Annotated in this window: 10 protein-coding genes; 2 read left to right on the top strand and 8 right to left on the bottom strand. The window is 73.0% G+C overall.

Features of this window, described 5'->3' with window-relative positions; genetic code table 11:
- Positions 1–38 precede the first annotated feature (38 nt).
- Positions 39–1121: an FAD-dependent oxidoreductase gene (locus ACFWIA_RS10135; protein WP_387002295.1), complete on the bottom strand. Its 1083-nt coding sequence runs from the start codon at positions 1119–1121 to the stop codon at positions 39–41.
- 243 nt (positions 1122–1364) lie between these two features.
- On the opposite strand from ACFWIA_RS10135, the gene ACFWIA_RS10130 reads away from it, so the two are divergent.
- Positions 1365–2267 carry a LysR family transcriptional regulator gene (locus tag ACFWIA_RS10130; RefSeq protein WP_387002293.1) on the top strand — a complete coding sequence of 301 codons (903 nt, stop codon included), beginning with the start codon at positions 1365–1367 and terminating at the stop codon, positions 2265–2267.
- 31 nt (positions 2268–2298) lie between these two features.
- Here ACFWIA_RS10130 and ACFWIA_RS10125 read toward each other — a convergent pair whose 3' ends face one another.
- The 6 genes from ACFWIA_RS10125 to leuA form a co-directional block, all read right to left on the bottom strand.
- Positions 2299–3759 (bottom strand): class I adenylate-forming enzyme family protein, encoded by a 1461-nt coding sequence (locus tag ACFWIA_RS10125; RefSeq protein WP_387002291.1) that lies wholly within the window; start codon positions 3757–3759, stop codon positions 2299–2301.
- 65 nt (positions 3760–3824) lie between these two features.
- Positions 3825–4757 carry a DUF6282 family protein gene (locus tag ACFWIA_RS10120; protein WP_387002289.1) on the bottom strand — a complete coding sequence of 311 codons (933 nt, stop codon included), beginning with the start codon at positions 4755–4757 and terminating at the stop codon, positions 3825–3827.
- Positions 4730–5332 carry a 3-isopropylmalate dehydratase small subunit gene (leuD, locus tag ACFWIA_RS10115; protein ID WP_387002287.1) on the bottom strand — a complete coding sequence of 201 codons (603 nt, stop codon included), beginning with the start codon at positions 5330–5332 and terminating at the stop codon, positions 4730–4732. The genes ACFWIA_RS10120 and leuD overlap by 28 nt, the downstream gene beginning before the upstream one ends.
- Entirely contained in the window at positions 5329–6774 is a 1446-nt protein-coding gene (leuC, locus tag ACFWIA_RS10110; protein ID WP_387002285.1) for a 3-isopropylmalate dehydratase large subunit, read from the bottom strand. Before leuC ends, leuD begins: the two co-directional genes overlap by 4 nt.
- A gap of 76 nt (positions 6775–6850) precedes the next feature.
- Positions 6851–7540, bottom strand: coding sequence for a class I SAM-dependent methyltransferase (locus ACFWIA_RS10105; protein ID WP_387002283.1), 690 nt, complete (start codon positions 7538–7540; stop codon positions 6851–6853).
- A 60-nt stretch (positions 7541–7600) separates the two neighbouring features.
- Positions 7601–9397, bottom strand: coding sequence for a 2-isopropylmalate synthase (leuA, locus tag ACFWIA_RS10100; RefSeq protein WP_387002281.1), 1797 nt, complete (start codon positions 9395–9397; stop codon positions 7601–7603).
- A gap of 319 nt (positions 9398–9716) precedes the next feature.
- Here leuA and ACFWIA_RS10095 point away from each other — a divergent pair, with 319 nt between their 5' ends.
- Positions 9717–10982 (top strand): winged helix DNA-binding domain-containing protein, encoded by a 1266-nt coding sequence (locus ACFWIA_RS10095; RefSeq protein WP_387002280.1) that lies wholly within the window; start codon positions 9717–9719, stop codon positions 10980–10982.
- A gap of 22 nt (positions 10983–11004) precedes the next feature.
- Here ACFWIA_RS10095 and ACFWIA_RS10090 read toward each other — a convergent pair whose 3' ends face one another.
- On the bottom strand, positions 11005–11865 hold the full coding sequence (locus ACFWIA_RS10090; RefSeq protein ID WP_387002278.1) for a response regulator transcription factor: 861 nt from the start codon (positions 11863–11865) through the stop codon (positions 11005–11007).
- Positions 11866–11964 lie beyond the last annotated feature (99 nt).

The following is an 11964-nucleotide window of genomic DNA, read 5'->3' as shown; positions in this document are numbered from 1 at the left end:
TGTCTTCGTGTTCTTCCGGTGCGTCGAGTGCTTCGTTCTCACTCCCCGAGCCCGAAGGTCTCGGAGAAGCGGCCGAGCATCAGGTCCGCGCCCTTGTACTGGGCGGTCGTCTCGGGTCCCAGCAGTTCCCCGCCGGGCATTTCGGTCGCGCCGCCGTCCGGGCCGAGCGGCAGCAGGAGGACCGGCGGACCGGGTTCGTAGCGTGTCAGGTCCGTACCGCCCCCGATCAGGGAGGTGATGTTCTCCGCGATCACCTCGGCGTGCCGCATGGCGGCGCCGGCCCGCTTGGGCTCGGGCACGTCGGTGATGTCACCGAGGGCGAAGACCGTGCGCTGGCCCTTCACCTGGAGGGTGGGCGTCACCTCCACCTGGCCGCCGACGAGCCGTGCGTCGGCGAGCGCCCCGGCGAGGTAGCCGGTGGCCGGGGTGACCCCGTGGGTACGGAACCAGGTCTGGGCGGTCACCTCGGTGCCCGCCCGGGTGGTGACGGTGAACTGCTCCGCCGTGCCCGCCGCGGTCGGCGGTTCCTGGGCGAGCGAGTCCCCGAGCAGCAGCTCGACCCCGAGGTCGTCGAGCTGACGCAGGATCTCCGCGCGGAACGGCTCGGAGTAGCCGCGGAGGATGGCCGGTGCCGGGTCGATGAGGACGACCTGCTTCCCCGGCCACTTCGCTGTGATCTCGCCGGCGAACTCCAGGCCGACGGGCCCCGCCCCGAGGAGCAGCACCCGGTCCGCCTGCGCGAGCCGTGCCCGGGTGGCGCCGAACTTCGCCAGGGTGGCGGAGGAGTCGTCCAGGTCGCTCTTTGCCGGGAAGGGGTAGCCGGAGCCGGTGGCCAGGACGAGGTAGTCGGCGTCCAGGGTCGTGCCGGAGGCCAGGGTGACCCGCCCGGGCTCGACGCGCACGGCACGGTCCCGCACGATGCGTCCCCGGTTCAGGAGCTTGTCGTACGGCAGGAAGATCCGCGGCGCGAAATCGGCGTCGACCGCGGCGCGCAGGGCGCCCACGTTGTGCAGGAAGGCGTCCTTGGACTCGACGAGGGTCACCTCGGTGACGTCGTCCAGTGCCTTGGCCGCGGCGCTGCCGCCGTATCCGCCGCCGATGATCACGACTCTGGGGGACATGGGGTCTCCAGTACGGGGTTCGAGGGTGGTCGCTCGGAGGGATAAAACTCTACGACTGTTGAGTTTTATTCCGATGCTGGCCCTTCGGTGTCGCTCCGGTGTGTCCCGGTCCTGTGTGCCGGGGTGCGTGCGGGGTGCGCCCGCGGCGCGCGGGCGCGGGCGCCGGGTGGTGCCCGGGGTGCGCGAGGGTGCGGTGCGGGAAGACCCCGGTGACCGCGAGCGACGGGTTGTTAACGTTGTGCAGTGGAGTTGCGCACCCTTGAGTACTTTGTCGCCGTCGCGGAAGAAGGCTCCTTCACCAAGGCCGCCGCGCGCTGCCATGTGGTGCAGCCCGCGATCAGTCAGCAGATCCAGGGTCTGGAGAAGGAACTGGGCGAGCCGCTGTTCGAGCGGCTGCACCGACGCGTCGTCCTCACCAGCGGCGGCCTCGCCCTGCTGCCGCACGCCCGGGCCTGTCTGGCTGCCGCGACGGCAGCCGCCGTGGAGTTCTCCGGTCGTGCGGGTCTCCTCGGCGGCTCCCTCGCCCTGGGTACCGTCGGAGGGCTCGAAGGCACCTGCATCCCGGAGCTGCTGGGGGAGTACTACCGGCGCCATCCCGCCGTGGCCGTGAACCTCGTGGGGGCGTCGAGCCCGTCCCTGGTGGCCGGGCTCCGCAACGGGACCCTCGACGCGGCGGTCATGGCGGCACCGAGGAACGATCCGTCGAAGACCATCGGAACCCGGGTGCTGTTGCGGGACCGGATCGTCGCGGTGCTGCCGGCCGGGAGCCGGGCGCCGGATGAGGCGATGACCCTCGACGAGGTCTGCGAGGCGCCGATCATCACCTACGGTCCCGACAGCGGTGTCCGTGGATTCCTCAGTGATGCCTTCGCCGCGAACGGGCTGCGGCTGAAGGTCGCCTATGCGACGAACAGCGTCGCCCTCCAACTCGCCCTGGTCACCCAGCACATCGGCATCGCCCTGGCCCCCTGTTCCAGCCCCGTGCTCGCGGCCGATCGGCGCGTCGTGGTGGTGCCGTTGACCCCCGCCATCTCCTTCGACAAGGTCTTCGCCTGGCGGTTGGACCGGCCCCCGAGCGTGCCGTTGAGCGCCTTCTTCGACCTGTGGGCCGAGCAGCTGCCCGGGGGCCGCAGCCACGTGCGCTGAGGCGGGAGCCGAGGGCGCCGCCGGGGTCGGTTCACGGTGTGCGGTGCGCGGCCCAGCTCCGTCGGACGAGGGGCTTGTCCGGTTTGCCGACGACGGTGCGCGGCACCGATTCCACCTCCCGGACCGAACCGGTGACGCCCAACTCCCGCAGGACCGCCTTCACCTGGGCGACCGCGGCGCCGGCCGCGGCAGCCGTCGAGGCCCGCACCGCGACGAGGACGTCCGGCCCGTAGACCTCCGGCTCGGGGAGGACGCTCACGGATTCGGCGGCTGCCGGGCAGCGTTCGGCGATGAGCGCGTCCAGCACCGGAGCGGGGAGCGGGCCGTGCGCGGACCTGACGGCGTCGGTCGTCCTTCCCAGGATGCGGTACGAGCCGTCCGCGGTGCGCTGGGCGATGTCGCCGGTCCAGAACTCCCCGCCGCGGAAGGTGACGGCATTGGCCGCGTCGTCGTGGAAGTACCCCTCGCTGGTGCAGTCGGAGGACAGCACCAGGACACCCAGGTCGGGTGCGGGGTCCGCGCCGAGGGGAGCGAGCCGGGCCGTCACCCCGCCGACGGGCAGCATGCCCGTCGCGCTCTGCACGACATCGTCCATGTTGCCCAGGGCGAGGCCGAACTCGGTGGAGCCGTAGACCTGTCTGAGGTGGATGCGCAGGGTCTGCGCGCAGGACTCCATCAGGGCGGGACTGACGTACGCGCCACCGCACAGGGGCCTGCGCAGGGCCGGCAGTTCGACGGGTGACGTCCGCGCGGCCTCGATCAACTCCGCGTAGTGGCCGGGGAGCGCACTCATCAGGGTGACGCGGTGTCGCGCCAGGTGTGCGAGGAGCTCGGCCGGGGGCGTCCGGGGGTCGGTCAGGACCAGGCGGGCGCCCGCCAGGAGGGCGGCGAAGACGTGCAGGTCCGTGGCGTGCGCCACGTCCAGGGTGTGTCGGCACAGGAGGACGTCCGACTCCTCGATGCCGATGTCGGCCACCCACCGCAGTCGTTCGCGGACGAACGGCCCCTGTTTCCACGACACCAGCTTGGGGAGCCCGGTCGAACCGGAGGTCCACAGCCGGCGGAAGACCCGGTCCGGGTGCCCGGTCGCCAGCGGCGCGGAAGCGGGGCCGGCCGTCACCAGGTCGGCCAGGTCGACCCGCGGCGGAGCCGTCCCACCGGCTTCCGGGTGAGGGGGGCCGACCCAGAGCACCGGTCGGGTGAGGGCGAGCGCACGGGCGAGGGCCGGGCGATCGGCATCGGCCAACACGGGCACGTAGCAGGCGCGCAGGGCGGCCACGGCGAGGATGAACGCCACGTGGTCGGGAGTCTGGGGCAACCGGTGACTGACCACGGTGTCCCCGGGGCCGACCCCTCGGGCGCTCAGCCCCGCTCCCAGGGCGGCGGTGCGTGCGATCAACTGTGCGTAGGTGCAGAGCTCTCCGTCGGTGGTCTCCACCGCCGGCGCGTCGGGGCGGCCGGCGGCGATGCCCCGGATGGTCTCGAACAGCATGGGCGTTCCGTTTCCTCAGCGGTGGTCCGGTCCGGTCGACGAGGTCGTGGGACGGGTGTCGCAGGTCAGGGCAGCAGCAGGTCCCGGGTGGTGGTGGTCATCAGATCGGCCGCGGCCCGAGCCCCGATGCGTCGCTCCAACTCCCGGAGCCAGGGGGCGACGGCCTCGGCCGGTGCCGGGAAGCCGCGGTGTCCCAGGTCGCCGCCGAAGACGAGCAGCGGGAGCGGATAACAGCGCGTCAGCCTGAGGCTGGAGTCCTCCGGAGGGCCGAGCAGATCGGGAACCACGCCCAGTTCGCAGTGGGCGCCGAGCGCGCGGAACGCATCGGCGGTCTCCTCCCGCCAGCGCAGGAACGCCAGTTTGGGATGGTTGACCAGCAGCCGTCGCACCCCGCGCCGCCGGGCCTCGGCGAACACCACCAAGGCGTCGGCGGTGCTCAGATGGCCGCTGGCCAGCACCAGGTCATGAGCGGCCACCGCATCGAGCACGTCGAACCACTCCGCGCGCAGCCGCCCGTCCTCGGTGACGTCGACGGGGCGCAGCTCGACGTGCCGGTGGACGGCCAGTTCCGGTGCCGCCGCTGCCGCCCGGTGGGCGCGGGACGACAGGGTGGGCAGCCACACCATCCGGCCGCCGAGCGCCGCGGCCACCCGGACCGCTTCGGGATTGCCCCCGCCGACACAGCTGTTGAGCACCACCCCGCCGTACGTGCCCGGGCCGGCCGCCGCGGCCCTCGCGGCCGTACCGCCCTCGTGCGCCTTCAGGACGAGGGTGGTGAATCCCAGGGCCCGCATCGCGGCGACGGTCTCGCGGTCGTCGCCGTGACGGGGCACCAGGCTGGGAGCGGAGTGCACGTGCAGGTCCGCCATGTCCTGCGCCCAGTCGGGCATCGCCGGTGCCCCGCAACGCACCCGTTCGCCCTCGCTGTCGGTGTCGGTCGGGGTGCCCGGGACTCCGGGCCGGCGGCGGTTCACCCGGTCCGACCGGTGGGGAGCCACGGCGGGCGCCCCCGTTCGTACGCACGGATGCCGGGGTCGAGCAGCAGGGCGAGGTCGAGGAGTTCCAGGCCGTTGACGAGTCGGTGGTGGGCGCAGTCGTCGAGACGGAACGGTGCACCGGTCACCCCGGCCGCCGCGCAGTCGACGGTCCGGTCGACGACGCTGACGGTGATCTCGGCCCGGGCGTCCTCGGTGGTCGCCCGCAGCAGCGCGTCGGCGACGGCGGCGGACACCTGTACGGGGACCAGGCCGGCGTTGGGCAGGTTGTTGCGGAAGATGTCCCCGAACCCGGGGGCGACGACGGCGGTGAAGCCGAAGTCGCGCAGGGCCCAGGCGGCGTGTTCGCGGGAGGAGCCGCAGCCGAAGTTCGGACCGGCGACCAGGACGGTGGCCCCCTGGCGTTCGGGCCGGTTGGTGATGAAGGAGGGGTCCTGCCGCCAGTGCGAGAACAGCGCGTCGCCGTACCCCGTGCGGGTGATGCGCTTCAGCCAGGCCGCCGGGATGATCTGGTCCGTGTCGACGTCGGACCGCGGTAGGGGCACCGCCCGGCCGGTCAGGGTGGTGAGCGGTGTCATCGAGCACCCCCGGGCGGACGGCGGCCCCGGGGGTCGAGGTCGGCGGCGGCGGACAGGCGTCCCGTCAGGGCGGTCGCCGCCGCGGTCTCCGGGGAGACGAGGTGGGTGCGGGCACCGGGCCCCTGACGGCCCTCGAAGTTGCGGTTCGAGGTGGAGGCGCTGCGCAGTCCCGGCGCGACGGTGTCCCCGTTGATGCCGACGCACATGGAGCAGCCGGGGGAGCGCCAGGCGAATCCGGCGGCCGTGAAGACCCCGTCGAGGCCCTCCGCCTCCGCCTGCCGTTTGACCACCGCGGACCCCGGCACGACCAGTGCGCGCACCGAGGGGGCGACCCGGCGGCCCCGCAGCACCGCCGCGGCGGCGCGCAGGTCCTCGATGCGACTGTTGGTGCAGGACCCGATGAAGACGACGTCGACGGCTATGTCACGCATCGCGGTGCCGGGGCGCAGCGCCATGAACTCCAGTGCCCGTTCGGCGGCGTTCCGCTCCACCGGGTCCGCCATGTCGGCGGGGTCGGGCACATGGGCGTCGATCGACGTGGTCTGGCCCGGGTTGGTGCCCCAACTCACCTGCGGGGCGATCGTCGAGACGTCGACGCCCACCTCCCGGTCGAAGCGGGCGTCGTCATCGCTGCGCAGCGTCCGCCAGTGGTCCAGGGCCCGTTCCCACAGTCGTCCGCGGGGGGAGCGTTCACGCCCTTCGAGGTAGCGGAAGGTGGTGTCGTCGGGAGCGATCAGTCCGCTCCGGGCGCCGGCCTCGACCGCCATGTTGCAGACGGTCATCCGGCCCTCCATGGAGAGCGCCCGGATCGCCGGGCCGCGGAACTCGACGAGCGTCCCCACCCCGGCCCGGGTGCCGGTGCGGGCGATGAGGGCGAGGACCAGGTCCTTGGCCGAGACCCCGGTGGGCGGGATGCCCTCGACGGTCACCGCCATCGTGCGCGGCCTGGCCGTGCGCAGCGTCTGGGTGGCCAGGACGTGTTCGACCTCGCTCGTTCCGATGCCGAACGCGACGGCCCCGAAGGCCCCGTGCGTCGCCGTGTGGCTGTCCCCGCACACGATGGTCATTCCGGGCTGGGTCAGCCCCATCTGCGGGCCGATGACATGGACGATGCCCTGCCCGGCGGAGCCGAGGGGGTGCAGCTCGATGCCGGCCCCGCGGCAGTTGTCCGTCAGGAGCCGCAGCTGCCGGGCCCCACCGGCGTCCACCGGCGATCCCTCGCCCCCGGCGGTGAACGTCGGCACCTGGTGGTCGGCGGTGGCCACGCAGAGGTCGGGCCGTCGCACCCGCCGCCCGGCGAGCCTCAGTCCTTCGAACGCCTGGGGCGAGCTGACCTCGTGGAGGAGGTGCAGATCGACGTAGAGCAGATCGTCGAGACCGTCCGCACCGCGTTCGACGAGATGCTGCTCCCAGATCCTGTCGACCAGTGTGCTGCCTGACATGCCCTTCCTCGCTTTCCGGAGAGTTCGGAGAGTCGGAGAGTCCACGGATCGTGCGGCGTACCCGTCACCCGGAGGTTCAGGGGGTCACCCAGCCCGCGTAGGTCACGAAGCGCCAGTCCTTGGCGAGGCAGTCGACCTCGGTGAAGCCGGCGGCCCTCAGCCACCCCAACTGGGTGTCGAGGTCGACGGGGATGTCGAACTTCATGCGTTCCCGGCCCGCGGCCCACTCCGCGTCGGGCGTTCCGGAACGGAGCACATGGGCCTCGTGCATCCGGTCGTACATCTCCTCCAGCCACGGCCGCGCCCCCAACAACTGCTCGACGTGGACGAAGACGCCCCCGGGGCCGAGGTGCTGCCGGATGCGGGCGAACAGCCGTTGTTTCTCCTCGTGGGGGAGGTGGTGGATCGCGAGCCCCGAGACGATCGCGTCGTACCGCCCCTGCGGCAGCGGGTCCACCAGGTCCCGTACCAGCACCGTGACCCGTTGCTCCGACGCGAACCTGCCGCGCGCCTGGGCGAGCATGGAGTGGGACCGGTCCATCAGCGTCACGTCGGCGTCCGGGAGTCGTTCCAGCAGCCGCGCGCTGAGGAGTCCGGTGCCCGCTCCCAGGTCGAGGATGCGCGGTCGGTCACCGACCGTCATGGCCACGGCCTGGACGGCGCTGTCGTACAACAGGTCGAAGGACGGGATCAACTGACGGCGCAGCGAGTCGAAGGTGGTGGGGTCCCAGAGGTCGTTCCCCCGGATGGCGAAGTTCTGCGACACGGTGTCTTCCGTTCTGCGAGGGCGAGCCGGGCGAGTCGTCGGCTGCCCGGCGGGGGTGCATCAGGCGGGGTGGGCGCGGTTCAGGGCGGCGAAGGCGGCTTGGAGGTCCGCGGTGTCCGGGTCGGACGCCATGCCCACGCCCCAGTACCGCTCGGGCACCGGGTGCTCCCGGTCCTCCCGGGTGACGGAGGCGTCCAGATAGACGACGGCCTGCGCCGCTCGGCGGCCCGGTGTCGCGTCCTCGACGCGGTGCACCACCCGTAGGTGCGTGCCCAGGGTGGCCAGGGCGCCGACGAGGGCGTCGAGGGGGGAGTCCCCCTCGGCCACGAGTTCCGTCTTGTTGCCGTCCAGGCTGACGCGGAAGAGGTGCGCACCGCCGGGACCGTCGACGGGGCCGTGGTGGCCCAGCAGGCTCAGCGGCCCGTCCGGTTCCACGTACGCCCCGTGGAACAGGTCCCGCAGCCGTTCGGGCGGGACCTCGCCGCCGGTCCGATCGGTGTACGCCTGCACCAGTCGCGAGAACTCCGCCCGTAGGCCGGAAGGCAGGGTCAGCCCGTGCTCCGACTTCATCACATGGGCCGTGCCGCCCTTGCCGGACTGGGAGTTGACCCGGACCACCGCCCGGTAGCTCCGGCCCACGTCCTTCGGGTCGACGGGCAGATAGGGAACCTGCCAGGGCACCGGTGCCGTCGGGTCGTCGTCCCCCGTGCCGGCGGCGGCCTGGGCCTCCAGCCCCTTGCTGATGGCGTCCTGGTGACCGCCGGAGAAGGCCGTGAACACCAGGTCCCCCGCGTAGGGGTGCCGTTCGTGCACCGGCAGGCCGGTGCACTGCTCCATGGTCCGGCGGATGCCGTCGATGTCGGAGAAGTCGAGTTCGGGGTCGACGCCCCGGCTGAACAGGTTCATGCCCAGCGTGACCAGACAGACGTTGCCGGTGCGTTCCCCGTTCCCGAAGAGGCACCCCTCGATCCGGTCCGCTCCCGCCAGGTGTCCCAGCTCGGCCGCGGCCACCGCCGTGCCCCGGTCGTTGTGCGGGTGCAGGGAGAGGACCACGCCCTCGCGGCGGATCAGGTTGCGGCTCATCCACTCCACCGAGTCCGCGTACACGTTCGGCGTCGCCATCTCCACGGTGGCGGGCAGGCACACGGTGGCCGGGCGCTCCGGCGTGGGTCGCCAGATGTCCAGCACCTCGTTGCACACCTCGGCGGCGAACCCCAACTCGGTGCCGGTGTACGACTCCGGTGAGTACTGGAGCCGGAGGTCGGCCGACCAGCGCTCGGCGTGCTCCGCGACATGGCGCGCCGCCGAGGTCGCCAGGGCCTTCACCCCCTCGCGGCCCTGCCGGAACACCACCCTGCGTTGGAGCGCCGAGGTCGGGTTGTAGATGTGGACGGTCGCCTTCGGGGCGCCGGCGACGGCCGCGAAGGTGAGGTCGATGAGTTCGGGACGGCAGGGGGACAGCACCTGGATGCGCACGTCCCCCGGAACCGCGCCCTCCTCGATGATCGACCGGATGAAGGTCCAGTCGGCCCGGCTGGCCGCGGGGAACCCGACTTCGATCTCCTTGAACCCCATGCGCACCAACAGGTCGAAGACGCGCCTCTTGCGTGCGGGCGACATGGGATCGGCGAGGGCCTGGTTCCCGTCGCGCAGATCCACCGCGCACCACATGGGGGCACGCGCGGCGACTGCTTCGGGCCAGGTCCGGTCGGGTAGCGAGATCGGCTCCACTTCGTCGAAGTAGGGCCGGTACCGGTGCACGGGCATTCCGCTCGCCCGCTGGGTGTTCCACCCGGCCGACCGGGGCGCGGGGGAAGCCCCGGAGCGGGGCGGCGACATCAACTGCTCTGCTTTCATGGACACTCCATGCCGTGTTGGCGCGCATCCCGGCCGAACCGTCGAGCCGCGCCCACGGGGCGATCGCTCGAACGGGGAAGAGGGACGGGAGGTGCGGGGGCAGCTGCGCTGAGCCCTGGCCGACCGGGGCCCTTGTGGGGCCTGAGAGGGATTCTCCTCGCCCGGAGACAGCCGGACCAATACATTCCGGTACTCGCAGCGCTCACGGAAACTGATGCGTGACCCCACCGGACACCGCACGGACGCCGCACGGACACCGCACGGCGCGGAGCTCCGATCTAGGACAGTGACTGTCCGCAAGTCGCGTTAGCGTGCTGCCATGACGACGACGAGGAACAGCGACGGAGCGAGCGGCCCGGGCGGCGTGGCGGGAACGCCCCGGCGGGCACCCGCCGGGGCGGGCCGAGGCAGCGCACCCGCGACGGCGTCCGCAGCGGCCCGCAGCCCCCGCCCCACCGGCCGCCGCCGCACGGCGGACGCCCCCGTGCTGAGCGACCGCGCGCTCAACCGGGCCACCCTCGCCCGTCAGCACCTCCTCACCCCGGCCGCCCCCGACACCCTCGGCGCCGCCGACGCCCTGTCCCACCTCCTCGGTCTCCAGGCCCAGAACGTCAAGCCGCCCTACTACGGCCTCGCCGCCCGGATCGACGGCTTCGACCCCGGGGACCTGTCCGCCCTGATGGCCGACCGCGCGGCCGTCCGGATGGTCACCCTGCGCTCGACCATCCACACCCACACCGCGGCCGACGCGCTCGCCCTGCGCCCCTTCGCCCAGGGCGCCCTCGACCGCGAACTGACGGCCTTCCGCAAGGGGCTCGTGGGGGTCGACCTCGACCGGTTGACCGCACTGAGCCGGGAACTCGTCGAGGCGGAGCCCCGCACCCCGGCCCAACTGCGCGCGGAACTCCTGGTGCACTGGCCGGACGCCGACCCCTTGGCGCTCACGATCGCCGCGCGCTGCCGGCTGTCACTCGTCCAGGTCACCCCGCGCGGCTTGTGGCGCCGCAGCGGCCGGGTCGCGCTCACCACCGTCGAGCAGTGGCTCGGCCGGGCCACCGAGCCCGCGCCGGTCGAGGAGGTCGTTCGCCGCTACCTCGCCGCCTTCGGGCCCGCCTCGGTCAAGGACATGCAGACCTGGGCCGGGGTGACCCGACTGCGGGACGCCTTCGAACGGCTCCGGCCCGAGTTGCTGACCTTCCGCGACGCCCGGGGAACCGAACTCTTCGACCTGCCCGACGCCCCCCGCCCCGACGAGGACGTCCAGGCCCCGCCCCGGCTGCTGCCCGAGTACGACAACCTGTTGCTCTCGCACGCCGACCGCACCCGGCTGGTGCCCGCCGAGGTCAAGGGCCTCACCTGGCGGGGCAACCACGCGTACTGCGTGCTCATGGTCGACGGACTGGTGGCGGGCGTGTGGAAGCTGGAGGAGACGGGGACCGCGGCGGTGCTCACCGTCGAACCGTTCGCCCCGCTGACCGCCGCGCAGCGCGCCGGCGTGCTCGCGGAGGGGACGCGCCTGCTCGGGCTGCTCGCCGAACCCTCCGCCGACCAGGACGTGCGCTTCGGGACCGTACGACACCCGTGACGCCCCGCCCGGGGAACGGGCCTCAGGGCAGCAGTCCGGCCCGCCGCGCCTCCACCACCGCCTCCAGTCGCGTGGCGGCCCCGAGCTTGCGCATCGCCGACCGCAGGTACGCCTTCACCGTCTCGGGGCGCAGCCCGAGACGTTCCCCGGCGACCGCGTTGGTCACCCCCGACGCCACGCAGGTGAGCACGTCCACCTCACGTGGAGCGAGCGTCACCGGGGCGCTCGCCGCGGGCGTCTTGGTGGCGGCGGCGCCCGGCGCGCCGGCGAGCAGCCCGCACGCGGCGAGCAGTTCGGCGCGCAGCACGGGATCACCGATGCGCGGGGCCAGCGCGCGCAAGGCGCCGTGCGCCTCCCTGACCTGTTCCCACGCCGCCGCCCGGGCGCCCTCGTCACCCGTTCGGGGTTCCGCCGAGGCCAACAGCGCCCGGGCCTCGTCCCGCACTACCAGCGCCTGTTCCACGTCGCGCGCCGCCGCGACCGCCGCGCCGAGCGTGCGGTCGCCCAACGGCTGGGCGGCCCGCAACGCCCCGTAGAGCACCCCCCGCACCCGGCGCCGCACCACGATCGGCACCGCCAGCACCGACCGCAACCCCTCCACCTGGACCGGCTCGTCGTACTCGTGGCTGATCTGCCGGGAGGAGCGGTAGTCGGTCACCGCGCACGGATGGGACCTGGCCAGCGCCTTGCCGCCCAGGCCGTTGCCCAGCGACACCACCAGCGCCCGCAGCGAGGCCGTCGACGTCCCTGACAGCTGTTGGATGCGGACCTGCCGCCCGCCCGCCTCGATCAGCCCGCCGAACGCCACCGGCAGCCCGGTCGTCCGACGCAGCCTCAGCAGCGCCGCCCCGATCTCGGCCGCGTCCGTCCTCTCCGACGTCACCGGTCCGCCTCCCGCCCAGCCGTTCGTGCGCGTAGCCCGCCGCTACCCCCGTTCGGGGGTAGTGAGACCTGTATCACGGATTCCACGATGGTAGGCAGG

It is taken from the genome of Streptomyces sp. NPDC127068 (genome assembly GCF_042724695.1).
In the GTDB taxonomy this organism is placed as follows: domain Bacteria; phylum Actinomycetota; class Actinomycetes; order Streptomycetales; family Streptomycetaceae; genus Streptomyces.
Note: the sequence above shows the minus strand (reverse complement) of the source record. Positions and strands in the feature narration are given on the sequence as shown.